The 23,545-nt window shown below is 70.4% G+C and carries 16 protein-coding genes; 10 read left to right on the forward strand and 6 right to left on the reverse strand.

Going from position 1 to position 23,545, the window contains the following annotated elements:
- Positions 1-90 precede the first annotated feature (90 nt).
- The 4 genes from QH470_RS35585 to QH470_RS35600 all read left to right on the forward strand — a co-directional run bounded on the left by QH470_RS35585 (position 91) and on the right by QH470_RS35600 (position 4,802).
- A complete protein-coding gene (locus QH470_RS35585) occupies positions 91-828 on the forward strand; it encodes a VOC family protein (protein ID WP_280276787.1) in 738 nt (245 codons plus the stop codon).
- Positions 829-943: 115 nt separating this feature from the next.
- Entirely contained in the window at positions 944-1,969 is a 1,026-nt protein-coding gene (locus tag QH470_RS35590; protein ID WP_280276788.1) for a GlxA family transcriptional regulator, read from the forward strand.
- Between the two features lie 114 nt (positions 1,970-2,083).
- The gene (locus tag QH470_RS35595) at positions 2,084-3,640 is read left to right on the forward strand and encodes a DUF7782 domain-containing protein (protein WP_280276789.1); all 1,557 of its coding nucleotides are present in this window, start codon (positions 2,084-2,086) and stop codon (positions 3,638-3,640) included.
- Between the two features lie 193 nt (positions 3,641-3,833).
- Positions 3,834-4,802 (forward strand): sigma-70 family RNA polymerase sigma factor, encoded by a 969-nt coding sequence (locus tag QH470_RS35600; RefSeq protein WP_187687864.1) that lies wholly within the window; start codon positions 3,834-3,836, stop codon positions 4,800-4,802.
- Between the two features lie 174 nt (positions 4,803-4,976).
- Here the strand turns inward: QH470_RS35600 and ppc are convergent, their stop codons facing one another.
- From ppc to QH470_RS35615, 3 genes are all read right to left on the reverse strand, one after another.
- A complete protein-coding gene (ppc, locus tag QH470_RS35605) occupies positions 4,977-7,763 on the reverse strand; it encodes a phosphoenolpyruvate carboxylase (protein WP_280276790.1) in 2,787 nt (928 codons plus the stop codon).
- 212 nt (positions 7,764-7,975) lie between these two features.
- Positions 7,976-10,666 carry a bifunctional acetate--CoA ligase family protein/GNAT family N-acetyltransferase gene (locus QH470_RS35610; RefSeq protein WP_280276791.1) on the reverse strand — a complete coding sequence of 897 codons (2,691 nt, stop codon included), beginning with the start codon at positions 10,664-10,666 and terminating at the stop codon, positions 7,976-7,978.
- Positions 10,659-11,891, reverse strand: a complete 1,233-nt coding sequence (locus QH470_RS35615) for an acetoin utilization protein AcuC (RefSeq protein ID WP_280276792.1) — start codon at positions 11,889-11,891, stop codon at positions 10,659-10,661. Before QH470_RS35615 ends, QH470_RS35610 begins: the two co-directional genes overlap by 8 nt.
- A 252-nt stretch (positions 11,892-12,143) precedes the next feature.
- On the opposite strand from QH470_RS35615, the gene QH470_RS35620 reads away from it, so the two are divergent.
- On the forward strand, positions 12,144-12,830 hold the full coding sequence (locus tag QH470_RS35620; protein ID WP_280276793.1) for an iron-dependent transcriptional repressor DtxR: 687 nt from the start codon (positions 12,144-12,146) through the stop codon (positions 12,828-12,830).
- A gap of 3 nt (positions 12,831-12,833) precedes the next feature.
- Complete coding sequence (galE, locus tag QH470_RS35625; protein ID WP_280276794.1) at positions 12,834-13,814, forward strand: UDP-glucose 4-epimerase GalE; 981 nt, start codon at positions 12,834-12,836, stop codon at positions 13,812-13,814.
- Between the two features lie 21 nt (positions 13,815-13,835).
- On the opposite strand, the gene QH470_RS35630 is transcribed toward galE, so the two are convergent.
- From QH470_RS35630 to QH470_RS35640, 3 genes are all read right to left on the reverse strand, one after another.
- Positions 13,836-15,092: a DUF4192 domain-containing protein gene (locus QH470_RS35630; RefSeq protein ID WP_280276795.1), complete on the reverse strand. Its 1,257-nt coding sequence runs from the start codon at positions 15,090-15,092 to the stop codon at positions 13,836-13,838.
- A 196-nt stretch (positions 15,093-15,288) separates the two neighbouring features.
- A complete protein-coding gene (locus QH470_RS35635; protein WP_280276796.1) occupies positions 15,289-16,221 on the reverse strand; it encodes an aldo/keto reductase in 933 nt (310 codons plus the stop codon).
- Positions 16,222-16,291: 70 nt separating this feature from the next.
- Entirely contained in the window at positions 16,292-17,020 is a 729-nt protein-coding gene (locus QH470_RS35640) for a DUF5642 family protein (protein WP_280276797.1), read from the reverse strand.
- 281 nt (positions 17,021-17,301) lie between these two features.
- Between QH470_RS35640 and QH470_RS35645 the strand changes: the two genes are divergently transcribed.
- The 4 genes from QH470_RS35645 to speD all read left to right on the forward strand — a co-directional run bounded on the left by QH470_RS35645 (position 17,302) and on the right by speD (position 23,275).
- Complete coding sequence (locus tag QH470_RS35645) at positions 17,302-18,255, forward strand: PAC2 family protein (protein WP_280276798.1); 954 nt, start codon at positions 17,302-17,304, stop codon at positions 18,253-18,255.
- Positions 18,256-18,303: 48 nt separating this feature from the next.
- Entirely contained in the window at positions 18,304-20,811 is a 2,508-nt protein-coding gene (locus QH470_RS35650; RefSeq protein WP_280276799.1) for a DEAD/DEAH box helicase, read from the forward strand.
- Positions 20,812-20,987: 176 nt separating this feature from the next.
- The gene (locus QH470_RS35655; RefSeq protein WP_280276800.1) at positions 20,988-22,049 is read left to right on the forward strand and encodes a type III PLP-dependent enzyme; all 1,062 of its coding nucleotides are present in this window, start codon (positions 20,988-20,990) and stop codon (positions 22,047-22,049) included.
- 8 nt (positions 22,050-22,057) lie between these two features.
- Positions 22,058-23,275, forward strand: coding sequence for an adenosylmethionine decarboxylase (gene speD / locus QH470_RS35660; RefSeq protein ID WP_280276801.1), 1,218 nt, complete (start codon positions 22,058-22,060; stop codon positions 23,273-23,275).
- Positions 23,276-23,545: the final 270 nt, after the last annotated feature.

Genomic DNA, 23,545 nt, shown 5'->3' on the forward strand with positions numbered 1-23,545 from the left:
ACTCAAAGATCCTGCGGTACGACCGGTTGCCCGACGAGTGGCCTGAATGCCACAATCCGTCAATATCTGGCCACTCTCTGGGAGGACCGAATGATTCGCTGGAACTGTGCCTTCATCGATCGGCCGACCGATCGCTTCGAGACCGCGATGGCCTTCTGGACCGCCGTGACGGGCACGCGATTGTCCGAGCCGCACGGCGTGGACGGTGAATTCGTCACGCTGCTGCCGTCCCAAGGCGACCCGTGTGTGCGCGGCCAGCGTGTCGGCGGTCCCGGCGGTGCTCACCTCGATCTCGATGTCGAGGATCTCGACGCCGCCCGCCGGCACGCGCTCGGCGTGGGCGCGGTGCTCGTCGCCGATCGCGGCCATTTCCTGTCGATGCGCTCACCGAGCGGCGCGGCGTTCTGCCTGACCACCGGCGACGGCAGCGCGGCACCCGCCCCGATCACCGGGAACGACGGCGTACTCAGCCGCCTCGACCAGGTGTGCCTGGATATCGCACCCAGCGCGTTCGATCGCGAGGTCGGGTTCTGGACCGCGCTGACCGGCTGGCCGGCGCGAGCCAGCGCCCTACGGGAGTTCACCGGCATCACCGTGCCGGAGCCGCTGCCCATCCGAATCCTGCTGCAGCGCAAGGACACCGAGGGTCCGTCCACCGGGCACATCGACATCGCCTGCGCGGATATCGACGCCACGGCCGCCTGGCACGAGACGCTCGGCGCTCGCCGGGTGTCCCGCGGCGCGCACTGGGCGGTGATGCACGACCCGACGGGCGGCGTCTACTGCCTCACCGGCCGTCACCCGGTCACGGGGCGGTTGCCGCAGTGAGCGACCTCCCGCAACCACACACCCCCGCCCACCGTGCACCATCTGCCCCGGCAATCCCGGGTTCGACACCAGCGCCGACTCGGATGCATCGGCGCGGTGCGAAGGTGGCGCAGCCATGACCGGCAAGCATCGGGTGGCGGTGCTCGCGCTGGCACCGGTGGTCGGGTTCGATATGACGATCCCCCCGACCGTGCTGGGCAATGCGGCGACCGCCGACGGGACCACCCTGTACGACGTGCGGATCTGCGGATTGAGCACCGACGCGGTGCCCACCACGATGGGTTATGCGATCGTCCCGCAGGCCGGTCCGGACTGGGTGGCCGCCGCCGACACGGTGATCGTGCCCGGTACGCAAATGCCGGGCCCGCGTCGGCACGGAACGCTTTCGCCGGAGTTGGCAGGGGTTCTCGCGACGATCCGGCCCGGCGCGCGGATCGTCTCCATCTGTACCGGCGCGTTCGTCCTCGCCGCCGCGGGACTGCTCGACGGCCGGCGGGCGACCTCGCACTGGTCGTTCGCCGACGACTTCCGGCGACTGTTCCCGCGGGTGCGGCTGGACGAGAACCTGCTATTCGTCGAGGACGGAAACCTCTGTACCTCAGCGGGTTTGGCGGCCGGGCTGGATCTGTGCCTGCACCTGGTGCGCACCGATCACGGCAGCGAGGTCGCCAACCGGGTGGCGCGCTACTGCGTGGTGCCGCCGTGGCGCGAGGGCGGCCAGTCGCAGTACATCGACCGCCACGTGCCCGAGGACGGCTCCGACGGCACCGCACCCACCCGAGCGTGGGCCCTGCGTCATCTCGACCACGACCTGGACCTGTCCGCCCTGTCCGCGCACGCCCGGATGAGTGTCCGCACCTTCACCCGCCGCTTCAAAGCCGAAACCGGCCTCGCACCCGGGGCCTGGCTCCTGCAACAACGCCTGCGCCACGCCCGCCACCTGCTCGAATCCACCGACCTCCCCATCGATGAGGTCGCCCGCGCGGCCGGTCTGGGCACCGCCGCGTCCCTGCGCCACCACATGCGCGCCGAACTGGGCGTCCCCCCGCTCGCCTACCGCAAGACATTCCGATCCGGCCCGCAGCCGGAGCGAACCACGGCCGCGGCAACAAACCTGCCAGGTGATGAGCGGTTCAGATGACAGCCGCGATCTGCGCTGACAGGCGGACGCGTGCCGAACTGACAGGCGGCCGAGACAGGCGGGAACGCGGGCCAGCACCGAGTCCTGGCGGGGGCGATGGCAGAGTTTTCGGTCATGCCGACGAATCCGACAGGTGTGTTCCACGAGGTTGCCCGGGAGAGCCGCGCAACGGGCACCGGGTCCGCGCTCGCCGACCTCGCCCCGGATCTGCGCACTGCTCTGTCCCGCGTCCACTACGACGCCGACACCTTGCTCGAGGTCTTGGGCGAGGACGCGCACACCGCGCTCGGACGTTCCGAGCCGGTGCCGGTGCGCCGGGCCGCCCGTGACGCCGGTGAGTTGGGCACGCTGGTGCGGCTGCTGCTGCTCGGCGATCCGGTCCCGGAACACGAGGCGAGTGCGGCCCTCGCACCCGTCGGAATCGACCGCGCGATCGCCGCGGGACTGCTCGACCGCGACGGCGACGAGATCCGCGCCGCCCTCGACCTGCGTCCGCTCGATCTCGGCGCCGGCCCCCGCTGGGTGCTGTCGGACCTGGACGACAGTATGCGGCGGCGCACGCTGAGCGCCGACCACGTACTCGGCGTCGGACAGGCCTCGCTGTCGCTGCTGCGCGCCACCCCTACCGCGCCGGCCAGCACCGTCCTGGACCTGGGCACCGGGTGCGGCGTGCAGGCCGTGCACGCCGCCGCGTACGCGGACACGGTCACCGGCACCGACGTCAGCGGGCGCGCATTGTGGCTGGCCGGGGCGACCGCCGCGCTCAACGGCCTCGATATCGAATTGCTGGAAGGGTCCTGGTTCGAGCCGGTCGCCGGGCGGCGCTTCGACCAGATCGTCGCGAATCCCCCGTTCGTGGTCGGCCCGGCCCGCGTCGAGCACACCTACCGCGACTCCGGGCTGGCGCTCGACGGCGCCAGTGAGTTGGTCGTCTCCCGCGCGCCCGAACTGCTGAACCCGGGCGGCACCGCGGCCATGCTGGCCTCGTGGGTGCACGTGGCCGGCGAGGACTGGCGCACCCGGGTGGCATCCTGGCTGCCCGACCACGGCGTCGACGCCTGGATCGTGCAGCGCGACGTCGCCGACCCCGCCCTCTACGTCGGAACCTGGCTGCGCGATGCCGGACTGGATCCGCGCGACCCGCAGGCCCAACGGCGGGCCGAGCGCTGGCTGGACGCGTTCGCGGCGGCGGAGGTCGAGGGCATCGGATTCGGATTCGTTTACCTGCGCGCGGTCGACGGGCCCACCGAGGTGCTCGCCGAGGACCTGACCCACGGCTTCGACGACCCGCTGGGCGCCGAGGCCGCCGCGTACTTCCGGCGATCGGCCTGGCTGCGCGCGGTCGCGGCGGACGAAAACCGTGCCTGGACTTCACGATTCGAGGTCGACCCGGCCACCGCGCTGGAACGCGTCTTCCTGCCCGGGACCGAGGGCTGGGAACCGGCCGTGGTCCGGCTGCACCGCGGCAACGGACCCCTCTGGCAGCATGAGATCGACGACACCGCCGCCGCCCTGCTGGCGGGAATGCGCGCGGACGGCCTGCCGTTGGAAGAACTGGTCGAATTGCTGGCAATCGGCCACACCGGCACCACAGCCACATCGGAATTGCGCGCCGCGGCCCTCTCCATCACGACCGGATTGGTGCGGCACGGCTTGATCCGCCCCGTGTAGTCACGGGCCTCGGGGGTAGCCGTCGGGCAACAGCGCGCACCCGACGTTCCCGGACCACTTGCTTCTTAGGAACTTCTCAGATGGAAGCGGTGAAACCCGCAGCTCAGCTGCGGTTTACCGGGACTGTGGCGGGGAACTTTCCCAGTGTCGGGTCCGTTGTTCGGAGTGAGACACCACCGACAGGAGGCAAGTCATGACAAGCCCCGCCACCACTGGAGTGCGCGCCAGCGAACAGGACCTCGACGCCCAGAGCCCCGCCGCCGACCTGGTACGGGTGTACCTGAACGGAATCGGCAAGACGGCGCTGCTCACGGCCGCCGACGAGGTCGAGCTGGCCAAGCGCATCGAGGCGGGCCTCTATGCCCAGCACCTGTTGGAAACGGGCAAGCGATTGTCCGCCACCCGCAAGCGGGACCTGGCGATTCTGGTTCGCGACGGTCAAGCCGCGCGCCAGCATCTCCTCGAGGCGAACCTGCGCCTGGTCGTGTCGCTGGCCAAGCGCTACACCGGTCGCGGCATGCCGCTGCTGGATCTGATCCAGGAGGGCAACCTGGGCCTGATCCGCGCGATGGAGAAGTTCGATTACACCAAGGGCTTCAAGTTCTCCACCTACGCCACCTGGTGGATCCGGCAGGCCATCACCCGCGGCATGGCGGATCAGAGCCGCACCATCCGGCTGCCCGTGCACCTGGTCGAGCAGGTCAACAAGCTCGCCCGGATCAAGCGCGAACTGCACCAGCAGCTCGGCCGCGAGGCCACCGATGCCGAACTGGCCGCCGAGTCGGGCATCCCGGAGGAGAAGATCGCCGATCTGCTCGACCACAGCCGCGACCCGGTGAGCCTGGACATGCCCGTCGGCAGCGACGAAGAGGCCCCACTCGGCGATTTCATCGAGGACTCCGAGGCCACCTCGGCCGAGAGCGCCGTCATCGCCGGGCTGATGCACCGCGATGTGCGCAGCGTGCTGGCCACCCTGGACGAGCGTGAGCAGCAGGTCATCCGGCTGCGGTTCGGCTTGGACGACGGCCAGCCGCGCACGCTGGACCAGATCGGCAAGCTGTTCGGCCTGTCCCGCGAGCGAGTGCGCCAGATAGAGCGCGAGGTCATGGCGAAGCTGCGCAAGGGCGAGCGCGCCGATCGCCTGCGTGCCTACGCCAGCTGAGCGAACCGGGGCGATGACAGCCCCCCACAGACGCTGGGCCGTCCGGAATCCGGCCCAGCACCCCCGCGATGATCACGTGGGTTGGTGATCATCACGAGCGCCGACCGGCGGCCGCGCGGCCCGTCCCCTCCGGGCACAGCGCGAACCGGTCGGCGCTTACTCAGTGGATTTGGCCTATCCCGAGTTCCGCAGCGCCGTGGCCAGGCCGTTCATGGTGAGCAGGATGCCGCGTTCCACCAGTTCCGAGTCGTCGCCCGCGCGCCGACGCCGTAGTAGCTCGACCTGCATCTGGTTCAGCGGTTCCAGGTAGGGGAAGCGGTTGCGGATCGACTCGGCCAGGGCCGGGTTGTCGGCGAGCAGTTGATCACTGCCGGTGACGGCGGCGTGCATGCGGGCGGTGCGGTCGAATTCGTCGCGGATCATGCCGAAGATGGTGTCGCGCAACGTCGTATCCTCCACCAGCTCTGCGTAGCGGGCGGCGATGTCCAGGTCGGCCTTGGCCATCACCTGCGCCAGGTTCGACATCACCGTGCGGAAGAACGGCCACCGCCGATACAGGTCGGACAGCGTGGCGAGGCGCTGCGGGTCGTCGCCCACCCACTGCTCGATCGCCGAACCCGTGCCGTACCAGCCGGGCAGCATCACTCGCGACTGACTCCAAGCCATCACCCACGGGATCGCGCGCAGGTCACTGACCGAACTGGTCGGCTTTCTGGAGGCGGGGCGACTGCCCAGATTGAGGTCGGCCACCTCGGCGATCGGGGTGGACGCGCGGAAATAGTCGACGAAACCGGGTGTGTCGTGCACCAGCCGGGCGTACGCCTGCCGCGCCAGCTCGGCCAGCTCGTCGAACAGGTCGTAGGCCGGTTCGGCGTCCGCGCCCAAGCCCTCGACGTCCAGCAGCGTGGATTCCAGCGTGCCCGCGACCAGGGCCTCCAGGTTGCGATGCGCGGTGCCGCGCTCGGCGTACTTGGTGGAGATCACCTCGCCCTGCTCGGTGAGGCGCAGCGAGCCCCGCACCGCGCCGGCCGGTTGGGCGAGGATGGCGTCGTAACTGCGGCCACCGCCGCGACCGACCGTGCCGCCGCGACCGTGGAACAGCCGCAACCGGATGCCGGTCTTGCGCGCCGCCTCCACCAGATCGAGTTCGGCGCGGTACAGCGCCCAGTTGGCGGCGAGGTAGCCGCCGTCCTTGTTGGAATCGGAGTATCCGAGCATGACCTCCTGCTGCATGCCGCGCGCCGCGACCAGCCGGTGGTAGGCCGGCACCTCCAGCGCGGCGACCAGGGTGTCGGCGCCCTGCCGCAGGTCGTCGATGGTTTCGAACAGCGGCACCACGCCGGTCGGGCTGGTCGGCGGAGTGTCCGCGTCGCCCGGGTCGAGGATGCCGGATTCCTTCAGCAGCAGCGCGGCCTCCAGTACGTCGCTGACCGAGGTGCACATGCTGATGATCGAATTGGGCACGGTGTCGGGACCGAGATCGTCGAGGGCCGCTTTCGCCGCGCGCAGGACGCCGAGTTCCTTCGCGGCCAGCTCGCTGAGTCGTGCCGTCGGTCCGAGGAGCGGGCGGCGGGTGCTCAGTTCCGCGGCCAGCAGTTCGACGCGCTGCGGCTCGGGCAGGCTCGCGTAGTCCGGATGCACTCCCGCCCAGGCGAGCAGTTCCGCGACCACCTGTTCGTGCACCTCGGAGTTCTGGCGCATGTCCAGGCCCTGCAGATGGAAGCCGAAAGTCTCGACCGCGCCGCGCAATCCGGCGAGACGGTCGTCGGCGAGCAGCCCGTCGCCGGAGGCTCGCATCGAGGCGTCGACGGTGTTCAGGTCGTCGAGCAGTTCCTGTGGGAGGGTGTAGGGCCGGGCTGTGCGTTGCGCGGCCCGGTCGTCTACTGGCCCGACGCCTTCGCCCGGTACCTCACCCAGCGCTCGGAGCGCGGTGGCCGTCAGCCGCGCCCGGATGCCGCGCAGTGCCCGCCGGTACGGTTCGTCGGCGCGCTGCGGGGAATCGTCGAAACCGGCGTCGGTCAGTTCCGCCAGCTCGGGGGTGATCGGCACCAGACGCGCCGATTGTGACAGCGACTTCTCCAGTCCCACAAGCTCTTTCAGATAGTGACCGATCGCCACGGCACCCGCGCGATGGGTGGCGCGGTGTACCACCTCGGCGGTGACGTTGGGATTCCCGTCGCGGTCGCCGCCGATCCAGGAGCCCGGGCGCAAGATGGGGCGGCCGAGCAGGTCGCGACCGGGCCAGCGGGCGCGCAGCGCGTCGCGGACCTCGGCGTTGATGCGCGGGATGACCTCGAGCAGGGTCAGGTCGTAGTAGCGCAGGCCCACCTCGATCTCGTCCTGAATACGCAGACGCGCCAACCGGATCAGGGCGGTGCGCCACAGCAGCAGGATCTGGCGGCGGAGCTGGGTGTCGATCTCGGCGTACTCCGGCTCCGCCGCGGTGTAGCGCTGGCGGCGGCGCATCAGTTCGGTGATGCGGGCCTGCACATCGAAGACCGTGCGGCGGCGCGTCTCGGTGGGATGAGCGGTGATCACGGGCGACATCAGCGCGTCGGACAGCAGCTCGGCCACCGCGTCGCCGTCGGGCCGGGCGGCGTCGAGCTTGCGGTAGGTGGCGGCGAGGCTGGACTCCTGCGGCGGCTCCCCCGCCGCGACGTGCACCGCGCGCCGGCGGTCGCGCTGCAGGTCTTCGGCCAGGTTGGCCAGCAGGAGGAAGTGACTGAAGGCCCGGATCAACGGCAGGGCCACGCGAATGTCGGTGTCGCGCAACATATCCGCGACTGCACTGCGCTCCACTTCGGACCGGCGCACCCGGAACGCCTCCACCCGGACCTGTTCGATGAGGTCGAACACCTCGGGGCCCTCGTGGTCGCGAATCGTCTCGCCCAAGACGGCACCCAGGAAACGGATGTCGTCCCGCAGTGGCGCGGTGGCAGCCTCGATCTGATCTTCGCGCATAGGGCCAGTATCGACCATCGGCGCCCGGGCACCAGGGTGGCACCGGTCACGCCGGGATGGCGGGGCCGCGCGCTGTGGACTCGAGCACCGATATGCCCCGCAATAGCCGGTGGCGACCCGCGGGTTCCGCAAGCGTGCGAGCCGTCATCGTTCGCGGCTATGCGGCCGGCGTCGGCGCCCTTGGTTTCAGTGCGGGCGAGGTTCGGTGCGGGTTAGGCCAGGCGGCGGGGGCCTATGTCGAAGCGGCTGGGTTCGGGGCCGATTCTGGCTCGGGCGTAGAGGATTTCGGCGCCTCGGGGGGAGGCGAGGATTGGTTCTACGGAGAGTTCGCGGATTTCGGGGTGGTCGTCGCAGAGTGCTGAGATGCGTTGGGCCAGTTCGGCGAGGGCTGGTTTGTCGACCGGTTCGCCGATGGTCTTTCCCGGGACTCCGGTCTGTCCGTCCAGCAGGGGGGCGGCACGCGGCGCGTCTATGAGGGCGACCGACTCGGCCTCGGTGAGCGGGAGGGCGCGGTAGACGCGGTCGCCGAGCAGGTCGATGATGGTGCCCGAGAGGCCGAAGCTGATCACCGAGCCGAAGGACGGGTCGTCCTGTACCCGCAGGACACACCCCACGCCCTTGGTCGCCATGCGCTGGATGTGCACCACCTCGTTGCCGGAGACCTCGGCCAGGTCGGTGTAGCCGCGCCGCACCGCGGAGGGCCGCCACAGGTCCAGGCGCACGCCGGTCAGGTCGGGGCGGTTGCGCCACAGTTCGCCGGTCGCCTTCGCCGCCACCGGATATCCCAGCTCCGCGGCCGCATGCTCGGCACCGTCCTCGTCGCGCACCTCGCGGAATTCGACCACCCGGATGCCGTAGCAGGCCAGCAGGTCGACCGCCTCGAGGTCGCCGAGCCAATGCCCCTCGGGCGCGCGGGACATCCACTCCCCCACCAGATTCCGGGCGCGTTCGGTGTCCACGTCGGCGGGTCGCACGATGAGCGAGGCGGGCCGGGTGCGCCAGTCGGCGTAGCGGCGCACCCGCGCCAGTGCCCGCGCGGCCCGCTCGGGATCCGGATACGACGGGATCGACCCGTGCTCCACGGTGCCGCCCGCGCCCCGGACCGTGAGCAGATTCGGCATGCCGTGATCGGCGACGAACGTGGTGAGCACCGGTTTCGTGCCCGTCTGCGCGCCGGTGCGGATCGCCTCCGCGTAGGCCGTCACCGACACCGGGACCGGCGGCGCGAAGATCACGATCACCGCGTCGGTATCGGGCGAATCCATCGCCGCCGCCACCGCCGTCAGAAAATCGGCGGGCGCGGCCTGCGGTCCCAGATCGGTCGGGGCGCGCACGGCCAGTCCCTCGCCGCGGGCCGCGTCGACCGCCAGCCAGCCCAGTGCGGCGCTGTTGCCGATCACCGCGAGCCGCGGACCGCTCGGCAGCGGCTGGTAGGCCAGCAGCATCGCGCAGTCGAACAGTTCGGAGATGGTGTCCACCTGCACGATTCCCGCCTGGGCGAACAGGTCGCGTTCCACCGAGCGTTCCAGCGCGCTGACCGGGACCGTGCGAGTGGCGTTGCGGCCGCTGCTGACGGCCACGATGGGTTTGCTGCGCGCCACCCGCCGCGCGATCCGGGAGAATTTGCGCGGATTGCCGAAGGTCTCCAGATACAGCAGCACCACATCGGTGTCCGGGTCGGTATCCCAGTACTGCAGCAGGTCGTTGCCGGAGACGTCGGCGCGGTTGCCGGCGGAGACGAAGGTCGACAGGCCCAGTTTGCGGGCGGCCGCCTCGCCCAGGATGGCCGCGCCCAGCGGGCCGGACTGGCAGAAGAACCCGACCCGGCCGCGGCCGGGCAGCACCGAGGCCAGCGTGGCGTTCAGCGACACCGCGGGATCGGTATTGGCGATGCCCAGCGCGCTCGGGCCCACGACGCGCATGCCGTGCCCGCGCACCGCGTCGACCAGATCGCGTTCCGCGGCGAATCCGGCCGGGCCGGTCTCGGAGAATCCGGCGGTGAGCACGACCAGGCCCTTGACCCCCTTGGCCATACAGTCGTCGAGGACCGACTGGATCTCGGTGGCGGGCACGGCCACGACCGCCAGGTCGACCTCGTCGGGGATGTCGCGCACCGTCGCGTAAGCGCGCACCCCGCGCACCGAACCGCGATTCGGATTGACCGGGTACACCGGCCCTTGGAACACCCCCGACAGCAGATTCGCCAGCACCGCGCCGCCGACTCGCCCCGCGGACGGAGTGGCGCCGATGACCGCCACGGATCCCGGGCTGAGCAGATTGCCGACGCTGCGCGCCTCGGAGGCCCGCTCGCGCGAATCCCGCACCGACAGCAGCGCCTCGGTCGGATCGATCGCGAATTCCAGATGCAGCACCGAACCATCGCGGCTGCGCTGCACCTGGTAGCCCGCGTCGCGGAACACCGTCACCATCGCGTTGTTCTCCGCCAGCACCTCGGCGACGAAGGTCGCGATGTCGTTCTCGGCGGCCGCACCGGCCAGGTGCTCGAGCAGGATCGAGCCCAGCCCGCGGCCCTGATGGCCGTCGGCCACCACGAACGCAACCTCGGCCGCGCGCGGCCCGTCCCGATCCGACAGCAGTTCATAGCGTCCGACTGCGATGATGGTCTCGCCCAGTTCGACTACCAGACCGACCCGATCGCGGTAGTCGACGTGGGTGGTGCGGTACAGGTCCTTCGGCGTCATGCGCGGGTACGGGCCGAAGTACCGCAGGTAGCGCGTGCGGTCGGAGAGACCGGAGTGGAACCGCTGCAACGCCTCGGCGTCGGCCGGGGTGATCGGGCGCAGGCGCACGACGCCGCCGTCGGCCGCCAGCACGTCGGCCACCCAGTGCTGCGGCGGAGGCGGCGGTTCCCGTGGAGTGTCAGGCCGGTCGGGTTCAGTCACGAGGATCCTCCGGGTCCAGGCCCAGCAGTCCGAATGTCGCTCGGCGGGTGGCCAGCACGGCCGTGTCGACGGCGCGTTGGGCGCGGTCCACCCGGACGTCGCCGGTCTCCGGGGCGCCGCCCGGGCCGTCCCAGCGCGCGAAGGCGGTGTCGCCGCCGTCACTCATGGTGTGCGGCGGCCGCACGGCCGGTGCGTAGGCGCGCACCTGTTCCAGCCAGTCGTCCGGAATCTCGGTGCCAGGATCGATGTCCCGGTCCAGGGCGGTCGCGAGCAGATGCGTCCACGCTCGCGGCACCACGCGGATCAGCCCGTAGCCGCCCCCGCCGACGGCGAGCCAGCGGCCTTCGGCATACCTGTCGGCGAGATCGCGCATGGCCGCGAACGCCGCGCGCTGGCCGTCGACGGTCAGGTCCAGGTCGGCCAGTGGGTCCTCGCGGTGGGTGTCGACGCCGCACTGGCTGATCAGGATCTGCGGCCGGAACGCCGCCAGCGCGCCCGGCACGACGGCGTGAAAACCGCGCAGCCACTGGGAATCCCGGGTGCCGGGCAGCATCGCCAGATTGAGCGCGGTGCCCTCGGCGGCGCCGCCACCGGACTCCTCGGGCCAGCCGGTGTTGGGCCACAGTGTGGCCGGATGCTGGTGGATCGAAACGGTCAGCACCCGTGGATCGCCGTAGAACACTCGCTGCACGCCGTCGCCGTGGTGGACGTCGACATCGACATAGGCGATGCGGTCGAACCCGTGGTCCAGCAACCACGAGATCGCCACGGCGACATCGTTGTAGATGCAGAACCCCGCCGCTGCGTCCGGCATCGCGTGGTGCATGCCGCCGCCGATGCTCACCGCCCGCCGGGTGCGCCCCGCGGCGATCTCGCCCGCGGCCGCGAGGGTGCCGCCGACGATCACCGAGGCCGCCTCGTGCATGCGCGGGAACACCGGGTTGTCGTCGGACCCCAGCCCGAACGGCGGCGCCACCGGCGGCCCGCTGCCGGGCGGGACCGGCCGGGCCCGGCGGACGGCGTCGAGGTAGGCGGGCGCGTGGACGCGCAGCAGGTCGGCCTCGGCCGCCGGATCGGGCGACAGCGTCTCGATGCCCTCCAGCAGTCCGAGCCCGTGGGCGAGGGCCATGGTGAAGCGCAGGCGAGCGGGCTTCATGGGGTGCGCCGGGGTCCAGCTGTAGTCCAGGAACCGGTCGGTCCACACCACGGTGGCGTCGCTTGCCATGATTGCCACGCTAATGCACGCCCCGGCCCGGTCCGGGTCGGTCGCGGGCCCGAGCCGAACACGGGGAAGCAGCGGACCCAATTTGTCGTTGTCATGCAGTAGAAATGCAAGACAGCGCGGACGTGTGCCGCGGCGGGCGCGCACCGAGGGCACGCCGGAGCCCTCCGGGTTGCCGCGGAACCCGCGAAATACGCTGACGCGCGGGATCGCAGCCGCGCGTAGGTAGAATTCGTGCCGACGAAGGGGTAACAGGTGAAGGATCTGGTCGACACCACGGAGATGTATCTCCGTACCATCTACGACCTCGAGGAGGAAGGCGTCACACCGCTGCGCGCGCGGATCGCCGAACGCCTCGAGCAGAGCGGCCCGACGGTGAGTCAGACGGTCGCTCGGATGGAGCGCGACGGTTTGCTGACCGTGGCGGGTGACCGGCACCTGGAACTCACCGACAAGGGCCGTGCCATGGCCGTCGCGGTGATGCGCAAGCACCGGCTCGCCGAGCGGCTCCTCGTCGACGTGATCGGCCTGGACTGGCAGAACGTGCACGCCGAGGCCTGTCGCTGGGAACACGTGATGAGCGAGGACGTCGAGCGCCGCCTCGTCGAGGTGCTCAACAACCCCACCACCTCCCCCTACGGCAACCCCATCCCCGGCCTGGACGAACTCGGCGTCATCCCGAACTCCTCCGACGAGGAGAAGCTGATCCGGCTCTCGGACCTGCCCGCGGGCCAGGTATCGGCGGTGGTGGTGCGGCGGCTGTCCGAGCACATCCAGACCGACCCCGATGTCATCGGCCAGCTGCGCGAGGCGGGCGTGGTGCCCGACGCGCGCGTGACAGTGGAGACCAAGCCGGGGGTGGTGATCATCTCGGTGCCGGGCCACGAGGGTTACGAACTGTCCGACGAAATGGCGCACGCCGTCCAGGTAAGGCTGGTCTGAGGCATGAAACTTCTGGTAACCGGCGGCGCCGGCTACGTCGGCGGAGTGTGCGCGCAGGTCCTGATCGAGGACGGCCACGAGGTGGTGGTGGTCGACGATCTGTCCACCGGCAACGCGGACGGGGTGCCCAGCGGAGCGAAGTTCGTCGACGGCGATATCGCGACCGTCGGCGTAGAGCTGATCGAGTCCGAATCCTTCGACGGCGTACTGCATTTCGCCGCGCAGTCGCTGGTCGGCGAATCGGTGCAGCAGCCGGAGAAGTACTGGCACGGCAACGTGGTGAAGACGCTGGCCCTGCTGGAGGCGATACGCCGCGCCGGAACTCCGCGGCTGGTGTTCTCCTCCACGGCGGCGGTGTACGGCGAGCCGGAACAGGTGCCGATCACCGAGGATTCGCCCACCCGGCCGACCAACCCGTACGGGGCGTCGAAGCTGGCCATCGATCACGCCATCACCTCCTATGCGGTGGCACACGGGCTGGGCGCGACCAGCCTGCGCTATTTCAATGTCGCCGGGGCCTACGGCGGGCTCGGCGAGAACCGGGTGGTGGAAACGCATCTCATCCCCCTCGTCTTGCAGACGGCGCTGGGCCATCGGAAGTCGATCTCGGTGTTCGGCACCGACTACCCGACCCCCGACGGCACCGCCATCCGCGACTACATCCACATTCGCGATCTGGCGCAGGCGCACCTGCTGGCGCTGGCCGATTCGCGGCCGGGCGAACACCGCATCTTCAATCTGGGCAGCGGCACCGGTTTCTCGGTCCGCCAGGTGATCTCGGCGTGCGAGCAGGTCACCGGACGCCCGATCGCCGCGGTGGACTCCCCGCGCCGGCCGGGTGATCCGGCCGTGCTGATCGCCTCCAGCGAGCGCGCCATCGCCGAACTGGGCTGGACGCCGCGGCACAATGATCTCGACGAAATCGTCGCCGACGCCTGGGAATTCCTGCGCGCCCTCGGCGACCGTGCCCACAGCGCGCGGTAATCCCCTGGCGCACAACCATTGTCACGGCCCGCACCGGGACGGGTCGACGGGGAGTTCGACGCCGAGTTCGGCGGCCTTGGCCAGCCCGGACAGGGCGAGTTTGCGTATCTCGCTCGGGCGCATGCCGGTTCGCAGCGCGGTGTCGAGCAATTGCGCGAGACCGTGTTGCGGGTCGGCGTCCAGCGCCGCCTCCAGCGCGACCCCGGCGAACGGACCGTCGCCGTTGACATACGCGCTGTATCCGAGGAGGGTGGCCGCCTCGGCCCGGTCCGGACCGGTTAGCGACCGGCACACCATCGACCACAACACCTCGGCCGCGGGAGCCCGGTCGCCCAGGGCGAGCGCGAAGGTCGCGTCGCGGACCGCGCGGTCCCGCAGGGCGACAGCGACTTCCGCGATCTCGGCCGGGCCGATCCCGCCGTCGGGGTCGTCGATATCCGAGATCCGCCGCAGCACCAGGTCCAGGGCGGAACGGGTATACGAGGCCGGTTCGCACCGGCACACCGCCTGCCGGTAGCGCTCCCGCGCGGTCCCGCTGACCTCACCGAGTACTTCGGCCACCGCGTCCCGGGACTGCGGGTCGAGCGCGACGACGGCGGTCATCTCCTCCCGGGACGACCGGATCGGGCGGCCGTCGAGCACGTGCGCCAGGGTGATCGGCGACGCCGCCGGATCGGCCTGCACGCCGGTGCCGGCGGGGTCGAGCAGGCTCCACCACGGACTTTCGGCGGCGATCTCGCGCACCGCCCAGGCGTCGGCCAATTCGATGTCCTCGGCGTGCAGCGCACCGGCGAGCAGGCGCACCAGGTCGCGATGCCGTGCCGCGCGCGGACCCGGCCGCCCGGCCAGCGGCGGGGCGGCGCGGTCGTCCACGATCAGCGCGAGCACACCGGCCGCGCGCTCCTGCGCGCAGATCGCGGCCAATTGCCCGGCCACCCGCAGCCAGGCCCCGCAGCCGGGCACATCCAGATCGTGCCGCGCCAGCGCGCCGAGGTGGACCACACCGGGCCGATCGGGATCCTCCTGCAGCAGGCACGCCACCAGCGACCGCCGCGGCACGAATCCGAGGAGCGCGGGGACGGCCGCGACGAACTCGCCCGCCTCGTCTATCCGCAGCCGTGGACATTCCCACAGCGGTGCCGTCACGGCATCCGGCCCGGCAGACGGAGTCTTCGCGCCCGACCCGGAGTGGCCTCGGGGCGGGTGAGGGGAACTGCGGCGTTCGGCGCCGGAGGCGGAGTCGTTGCCTGCTGATGCGGGATCGGCGGGAGATGTCATGTGGCCCAGCGTGCTCCGGCCCCGGCCCGTCTCCCGGCCGCCGAACTGGGCTTTCATTCGCTCTGGGGACAACCCGCGGCCTGTGGAGGACACGGCTGCCGAGGCCCGAGCCCACGCCGTTCTGTCATCCGTCCTTGCTATAGTCCACGCGGGCAACCACATTCGCAGACCGGGGGCGGAAGACGGTGCCGAGATGTCAGTCCGACACGGCGTTCAGCGCGGCCAACTCCTCCTCCGACAACCGCAACTCCCCCACCGGCAGCAGATCGGCCAACTGTTCCGGCGTGCGGGCGCTCGCGATCGGAGCGGCGACGGTGGGCTGCGCGGCCAGCCAGGCCAGCGCGACCGCGGCGACCGAGACACCGTGGGCGGCGGCGATGAGATCCAGCTCGGTCAGTACCCGCGCACCCCGCTCGTCGAGATAGGCCGCGGCACCCTGGGCGCGTGGACTGTCCACCTCCGCGTCCGGACGGTACTTCCCGGTCAGAAAGCCCTTGGCCAGCGCGTAGTAGGGCACGGTCGCGAGATTCTCGGCCTCGGCCAGCGGCAGCACGTCGTGTTCGAAGCCGGTCCGCTCCATCAGGTTGTAGTGCGGCTGCACGGCCACGTACCGGGCCAGACCCTCCCGATCGGCCACGGCCAGCGCCTCCCGGATGCGGTCGGGACTCATATTGGACACCGCCACGTACCGCACCTTGCCCGCGCGCACCAGCGCGTCGTGAGCGGCGACGATCTCGGCCACTGGGGTCTCCGGATCGTCGTAGTGCGCGTAATACAGGTCGATGTACTCGGTGCCGAGCCGCCGCAGCGACGCCTCGACCGCGCCGTGGATCGCCTTCGAGGACAGCCCGTCGAACGGGGCCAGCCGCCCGCCCTTGGTGGCGAGCACGACGCGGTCGCGGTTGCCGCGCGCGGCCACCCACGCGCCGAGGACGGTCTCGGACTCGCCGCCGCTGTTCCCGGGCACCCAGGCCGAGTAGACGTCGGCGCTGTCGACGAAGTTCCCGCCCGCCTCGGCGTAGGCGTCCAGCACCGCGAACGAACCGTCCCGGTCCGCGGTCCAGCCGAAGACGTTGCCGCCGAGGCAGAGGGGAAATACGTCCAGATCGGTCGTACCGAGTGGGGCCATGATCACGAACGTACCCCCGCGGCGCGCCGTGTACACGGCCGACACGACCGCGCCGCGACAGCTACCGCGCTCAGCCCTTCCCGACGTTCCCGACCGCGACGCCGAACATTTGATCCAGCGCGGCCGTATCGGGTGCGCCGTCCCCGAACGTCATATAGGTCGCGTTGACGCGCACGTCGCCGATCTGCGCCAGCCGGGTGCGCATCGACTGGGTGAGCCCCGGCCCGCCGATCGGCCCGGACACCGTGCGCCGCACCGCGAGTGCGTCGTCGGCGGCCACCGCCGGAGCCGGATCCAGCTGGGTGACAACGGCGTTCGCGAGCTGCCCGCGCTGCACGCGCACGGCGTGACAGCGCCCCAACTGCTCGCGCAGCGCGGTCAGCGGCTGATCGGAGCGGGACAGTTCGACCGTGAGGGTGGCGCGGGTGTCGCCGTGCGTGCCGACCACGACCGCGGTGCGATCGGCGCCGAACCGCGGCGGCGCGGGAGCGCAGTCCTCGGGATCGGCGTGGGCGCCCGCGGGTATACCCGCCACATCTCCGACCGCCTTGCGGGCTTGGTCGGCCGGTAGCACCACGGCCGTATACCCCGCCGGGAAGCTGTCCGGACGGGGCAGCAGCGCCGGCAGGGCGGTGCCGACGTGCCGGGTAATGGTGGTCTGCCGCAGCGCTTCCGGATGCCCCGCCACCGTCGACCCGCAGCCCGCGAGCAGCCCCGCCAGCAGCACGCCGCCCAGTGCGCGCGCGACCGCACGGTCCTCGAGACGCGGCCGCGGGCCAGGCGAGTCCGGCACGATCACCCGACTCACTATGCCCAACGCTCGCCGTTCGCCGGAACCGCCACGCCGCGATGCCCGCGCGGGAATGCGAGCCGCCCCCGGCCGGTTGTTGGAGGCAGTGGTGCCCCCACCCGGCGCGGCCTCCGAAGAACATGAGAGACAATGAAGGTGGTTCGCGACCTCACATCCGCCGTCGGTTGTGACGACAAGCCCGGACGACACCCCGTGACGACGGATTTCACGTCGGGAACGGTCGCCCCGGCGCGCCGGATGCGGGCGGACCACGCAGGAAGGAGTACGCGATGGACTACGAGTCGCGAATGTACGAGCTGGAGTTCCCCGCTCCGCAGCTGTCGTCCGCCGACGGCGCTGGTCCGGTGCTGGTGCACGGGTTGGAGGGCTTCACCGACGCCGGTCACGCGGTACGCCTGGCCACGACGCATCTACGCGAGAGCCTGGAGTCGGAGCTGGTCGCCTCGTTCGACGTGGACGAACTGCTCGACTACCGGTCGCGGCGGCCGCTGATGACGTTCAAGACCGATCACTTCTCCGATTACGCCGACCCGGAGCTGAATCTGTGGGCGCTGCGCGACACCGCGGGCACCCCGTTTCTGCTGCTGGCCGGGCTGGAACCGGATTTGCGATGGGAGAAATTCGTCACGGCCACCCGTTTGCTGGCCGAGCAGCTGGGCGTGCGTCGCACCATCGGCCTGTCCGCGATCCCGATGGCCATCCCGCACACACGGCCCCTGGGCGTCACCGCCCACGCCAGCGACCGGGACCTGATCGGCGAACATCAGCGCTGGCCGGGCGAGTTGCAGGTGCCGGGCAGCGCGTCGTCGCTGCTGGAATACCGGATGGCGCAGCACGGCCACGAATCCATCGGATTCTCGGTGCACGTGCCGCACTACCTGGCGCAGACCGCCTATCCGGAGGCCGCCCAGACGCTGCTGGAGAACGTCGCGGAGAACGCCGACCTGGAGCTGCCGCTGGCGGCGCTCAGTGAGGCCGCGGCCCGGGTGCGGGAACAGGTCAACGAGCATATCGCCGGGAACACCGAGGTCGAGACGGTGGTGAACGCGCTGGAGCGGCAGTACGACAGCTTCGTCACCGCGCAGGAGCGCCAATCGAGCCTGCTCGCCCGCGAGGCCGACCTCCCGACCGGCGACGAGTTGGGCGCCGAATTCGAGCGTTTCCTGGCCGAGCAGTCCGGTCTCGGCGACGGCGACGGTGCCGAGGGCGGCGACCTGCCGTAAGTACGCGGTTTGCGAAGGCCGGGGGCTGTCCCGGTAACGTTGCGGCACGTGCAGCTGTCCGATCTGATCCCCGACCGTGTCGTGCCCGACGTGGACGCGGACTGGCTGTACGAAACCTTCGCCGACTGGACCAGCGCGCAGGGCCTCACGCTGTACCCGGCGCAGGAGGAGGCGCTGCTCGAGCTGATGACCGGCGCGAACGTCATCCTGGCGACGCCGACCGGCTCGGGTAAGTCCATGGTGGCGGTCGGCGCCCACTTCGCCGCCCTCAACCGCGGCGAGCGCAGCTACTACACCGCGCCGATCAAGGCACTGGTCAGCGAGAAGTTCTTCGCACTGTGCGAGGTGTTCGGCGCCGACCGGGTCGGCATGGTGACCGGCGACGCCGCCGTGAACCCGACCGCCCCGATCATCTGCGCGACCGCGGAGATCCTGGCCAACCTCGCGCTGCGCGAGGGCGCGGCCGCCGACGTCGGCCAGGTGGTGATGGACGAATTCCACTTCTACGCCGACCCGGACCGCGGCTGGGCCTGGCAGGTGCCGCTGCTCGAATTGCCGAAGGCGCAGTTCCTGCTGATGTCGGCGACGCTCGGCGAGGTCGACTTCTTCGCCCGCGACCTGGAACACCGCACCGGCCGCTCCACCGCCATCGTCGCGGGTTCGGAACGTCCTGTCCCCCTGACCTTTTCCTACCGGCGCACGCCGATCACCGAGACACTCGAGGAACTGGTGACCACCCATCAGTCCCCCGTCTACGTCGTGCATTTCACCCAGGCCGCCGCCCTGGAACGCGCGCAGGCGCTCACCAGCGTCAACTTCGCGAGCAAGGCACAGAAGGACGCCATCGCCGAGGCGATCGGCTCGTTCCGGTTCTCCAGCGGCTTCGGCAAGACGCTGTCGCGGCTGATCCGGCACGGGATCGGCGTCCACCACGCCGGCATGCTGCCCAAGTACCGGCGGCTGGTGGAACGCCTCGCCCAGGAGGGGCTGCTGCAGGTCGTCTGCGGCACCGACACGCTGGGCGTCGGCATCAACGTGCCGATCCGGACGGTGCTGCTCACCGGGCTCACCAAATTCGACGGCGTGCGCACCCGCCGCCTCAAGGCGCGCGAGTTCCATCAGATCGCCGGACGAGCCGGGCGCGCCGGATACGACACCACCGGCACGGTCGTCGTGCAGGCGCCCGATCACGAGGTCGAGAACACCCGGATGCTGGCCAAGGCCGGCGACGACCCGAAGAAACAGCGAAAAGTGCAGCGGCGCAAGCCTCCCGAGGGCTTCGTGTCCTGGTCCGAGGAGACCTTCGATCGTCTGGTCGCCGCGCAGCCCGAGCCGATGGTGTCCCGCTTCCGCGTCACGAATTCGTTGCTGCTCAACGTGATCGCGCGCCCTGGCAACTGCTTCGCCTCGATGCGGCACCTGCTCGAGGACAATCACGAGCCGCGGCCCGCGCAGCGCAAACATATTCTGAAAACCATCCGGCTGTATCGGGCGCTGCGCGACGCCGGGGTCGTCCAGCAACTCGACGAGCCCGACGAGTACGGCCGCCGCGCCCGGCTGACCATCAACCTGCAGCGCGATTTCGCCCTCGATCAGCCGCTGTCACCGTTCGCCCTGGCCGCGCTGGAGCTACTTGACAGGGACGCGCCGACCTACACACTGGATGTGGTGTCCATCATCGAATCCACGCTGGAGGACCCGCGTCAGCTGCTGCTCGCCCAGCAGCACAAGGCGCGCGGCGCGGCCATCGCGGAGATGAAGGCCGACGGCATCGAGTACGACGAGCGCATGGAGCTCATCGAGGACATCACCTGGCCGAAACCGCTCGCCGAACTGATCGAGCCGGCCTTCGAGACCTACCGCGCGGGCCATCCGTGGATGTCCGAGTTCAGCCCGTCGCCGAAGGCGGTGGTGCGCGAAATGATCGAGCGCGCACTGACTTTCGCCGAACTGGTGAGCGAGTACGAGCTGGCCCGCTCGGAGGGCATGGTGCTGCGGTACCTGGCCGACGCCTATCGCGCGCTGCGCCGCACCGTGCCCGAGACCGCCCGCACCGAGGAACTCGAGGATCTGACCGAGTGGCTCGGTGAACTGGTCCGCCAGGTGGATTCGAGCCTGCTCGACGAGTGGGAGCAGCTCACCGATCCGGGCGCGGAGATCGATGCCGAACAGCTGGCGTTCGGCGCGGAGACGGTGCGGCCGATCTCCGCCAACGAGCGCTCGTTCCGGGTGCTCGTCCGCAACGCCGTGTTCCGCCGCGTCGAACTGGCGGCGCTGCACCGCTGGCAGACCCTGGCCGAACTCGACGACGGCCCGGACTGGGAGCGCGACCTCGCGCCCTACTTCGCCGAGTACGGGGAGATCGGCACCGGCCCCGACGCGCGCGGACCGCGGCTGTTCCAGGTCGAGCAGCGGCCCGGCTTCTGGCATGTGCGCCAGGTGCTCGACGATCCGGCCGACGACCACGGCTGGTCCGTCGACGCCATCGTGGACCTGGCCGAATCCGACGCCGCCGGCGAAGTGGTGTTCGACGAGGTGACGGTGACGGCCGGATGATCCCCGCCGGAACCCTGTCCGCGCTCCGAAGACCCGTCCCGATTTCTCCGGCCCTCCGCTGATACTCTCTCGCTCGCTGCCCGCGGCGAGAGGCTGCCCAGAAGAAAGAGAGTTCCCTTAGATTGTTCGGATCAAACGCGCCCGAGTCGCCTTTTCTCGTCATTGATCTCGCCCGGGTGCGCGAGAACTTCCACACCCTGCGGTCGGCACTGCCCACGGCGCGAATCCGGTTCGCGGTCAAGGCTTCTCCGGTTCCGGAACTCATCCGGCTGCTGGACTCCCTGGGCGCGGAGTTCGACGTCGCCAGCGTCGGCGAGATCGAGCACGGCCTGAGCCTGGGCATCGACCCGGCGGCGCTGTCCTACGGCAACACGCTCAAGAAGGCGAGCCACATCGCCACCGCGCACGCCGCGGGCGTGCGCCGGTTCGCCTTCGACACCGAGGACGATCTGGACCGCATCGCCGCGCACGCCCCAGGCGCGGAGGTGGAGTGCCGTTTCCTGGCCGCCGCGCCGCAGTCGCGGACGCCGTTCGGCGCGAAGTTCGGCTGCGCGCCCGGTGAGGCCGTCCGGCTCCTGGTTCGCGCCCGCGACCTGGGGTTACGTCCGGTGGGCCCGTATTTCCACGTCGGCTCCCAGCAACTGGACCCGGCGGCGTGGCAGATCGGCATCGAACAGGCGGGCGCTATCGCGGAAGCGTTGGCGGTCAAGGACATTCGGGTACGTTCGGTGAATATCGGTGGCGGACTGCCGATTTCGTACGCCGATCCGGCCCCGCCGCTGTCCGAGCTGGCCGCGACCATCGCCGCGGCGGCGGCGCGCCACCTCCCCGAGCACGCCGACCTGGTGGTGGAGCCCGGCCGCGCCCTGGTGGGCAATGCCGGCGTGATCCACGCCGAGGTCGTGAACGTCCGCGTCGCGCCGGACGGGCGGCGCTGGGTATACCTCGATATCGGCCGCTACAACGGCATGGCCGAAACCGAGAACGAGTACATCGCCTACCGGATCGAAACCTTACGAGACGGTGACCCCTGCGACGAGGCCGTGATCGCCGGTCCGACCTGCGACGGAGACGATGTACTCTATCAACGCACACGGGTCCTGCTGCCGACCACGTTGCGTGCCGGTGATCCCGTTCGGATCCTCGATACCGGCGCTTATACGGCGAGCTATTCGTCGGTGTCCTTCAACGGTTTTCCGCCTTTGACTGTTCATGTCATCGGCGCTGAGCGAGAGTGAGTTTGCCCATGACGGCAGAATTCACCGGCTGGCACGTGCTGGCCGAGTTCGGTGGTGTCGACGTAGCACTGTGCGACGATCTCGAACGCCTCGAGGCAGCACTTCGAAAATCGTTGCTCGCCGCGGGCGTGACGATCTGCGATGTGGTGCACAAGAAGTTCGAGCCGATGGGTGTCACGGTGCTGGCTCTGCTGTCGGAGTCGCATGCGTCCATCCATACCTATCCGGAGTCCGGCGACATCTTCGTCGACGTGTTCACCTGCGGGAGTATCGGCGCCGGGGCCAGGCGGGCGGTCGATCTGCTGGCGGCGGAACTGTCGCCGCGGACGGTGCACACCGAGGTGATCCAGCGCGGCCACAGCGCGCGGCGCATCCACGAACCGGTGGGCGCCGGGCTGACCCGGGTCTGGGACCTCCAGGAAGTCCTGGTCGATACCCGAACTCCGTTCCAGCACATGGTGATCGCGCGCACCGAACAGGGCATCTCGCTGTTCTCCGACGACGATCGCCAGTCCACCGAGTTCTCCCAGCTGACCTACCACGAGGCCATGCTGGTGCCGGCGTACGCGCTGGCGGCGAAGCTGGACAACGTGCTGATCATCGGTTCGGGCGAGGGGGTGGCCAGCCAGATGTCGGTGGCGGCGGGCGCGTCGCGCGTCGATCACGTCGACATCGACCAGCTCGAGGTGGAGCTGTGCGCGAAGCACCTGCCCTACGGCTACACCGAGGCCGATCTGGCGACGGCGGTGGCCGCGACCGGGCCGATCCGGATGCACTACGCCGACGGCTGGGACTTCCTGGGCCGGGCCGAGGCGGAGGGCGTGCGCTACGACGTGATCGTCATCGATCTGCCCGACGAGCGAGTCGAGGACGCCCAGCACAACCGCCTGTACGAGGAGGAGTTCCTGGGCCGATGTCGGGCGCTGCTGTCCGACGGCGGCGTGCTGGCCGCGCAGGCGGGCTGCGCGACCATGTGGCGCAACGAAACCCTGAAGCGGTCGTGGCAGCGCTTCCGCGAACTGTTCGACACCGTCGTGCCCTACGGCTCCGACGAGCACGAGTGGACATTCCTGTTCGGTGTGGCCCAGCCGGTCGCGGATCCGGTCGCGGTGATGACCGAGAGGTTGTCGCGGTTGCCGTATCGCGCGGCGACCATCGACGAGCGGGCCCTGGTGCGCGGCGCGATCGAGCCGCACGCGCTACGGATCGGCGCCGCCGTCGGTTGACTCCGCGGTCGCGCGGAATTCGCGGCACGCCCGCCCGGCTATCATGTGCGGGCGGGCGGTTGGGTTGTGCGCCGCCCCCCCGGGGGAACTGGTCGTGGCGGGGGGGTGGTGTCGGCCCCACGCACGGTAATCGACTCTCAGTATGCGATGAGAAGCGCTGTCGGCGTGGCTTTTTCGCGCGCACGGCCGGGCTTTTCCGAGGCCGCTACGGCAGGTCCGGCCCCTCGATCCCCAACTCCCGCAGGCGGTCCCGGTAGATCTCGACATTCG

The organism is Nocardia wallacei (assembly GCF_029868745.1).
GTDB classification, from domain to species: Bacteria; Actinomycetota; Actinomycetes; order Mycobacteriales; family Mycobacteriaceae; genus Nocardia; species Nocardia wallacei_B.

Bases quoted from the DNA above. Each gene is read 5' to 3' on its own strand.
- ppc (WP_280276790.1), bottom strand. From the start codon at position 7,763: ATGCGCGAAGATCAGATCGAGGCTGCCACCGCGCCACTGCGGGACGAC.
- speD (WP_280276801.1), top strand. From the start codon at position 22,058: ATGACGGCAGAATTCACCGGCTGGCACGTGCTGGCCGAGTTCGGTGGT.
- QH470_RS35615 (WP_280276792.1), bottom strand. From the start codon at position 11,891: ATGGCAAGCGACGCCACCGTGGTGTGGACCGACCGGTTCCTGGACTAC.
- QH470_RS35590 (WP_280276788.1), top strand. From the start codon at position 944: ATGACCGGCAAGCATCGGGTGGCGGTGCTCGCGCTGGCACCGGTGGTC.
- QH470_RS35595 (WP_280276789.1), top strand. From the start codon at position 2,084: ATGCCGACGAATCCGACAGGTGTGTTCCACGAGGTTGCCCGGGAGAGC.
- QH470_RS35585 (WP_280276787.1), top strand. From the start codon at position 91: ATGATTCGCTGGAACTGTGCCTTCATCGATCGGCCGACCGATCGCTTC.
- QH470_RS35630 (WP_280276795.1), bottom strand. From the start codon at position 15,092: ATGACATCTCCCGCCGATCCCGCATCAGCAGGCAACGACTCCGCCTCC.
- QH470_RS35600 (WP_187687864.1), top strand. From the start codon at position 3,834: ATGACAAGCCCCGCCACCACTGGAGTGCGCGCCAGCGAACAGGACCTC.
- galE (WP_280276794.1), top strand. From the start codon at position 12,834: ATGAAACTTCTGGTAACCGGCGGCGCCGGCTACGTCGGCGGAGTGTGC.
- QH470_RS35645 (WP_280276798.1), top strand. From the start codon at position 17,302: ATGGACTACGAGTCGCGAATGTACGAGCTGGAGTTCCCCGCTCCGCAG.
- QH470_RS35635 (WP_280276796.1), bottom strand. From the start codon at position 16,221: ATGGCCCCACTCGGTACGACCGATCTGGACGTATTTCCCCTCTGCCTC.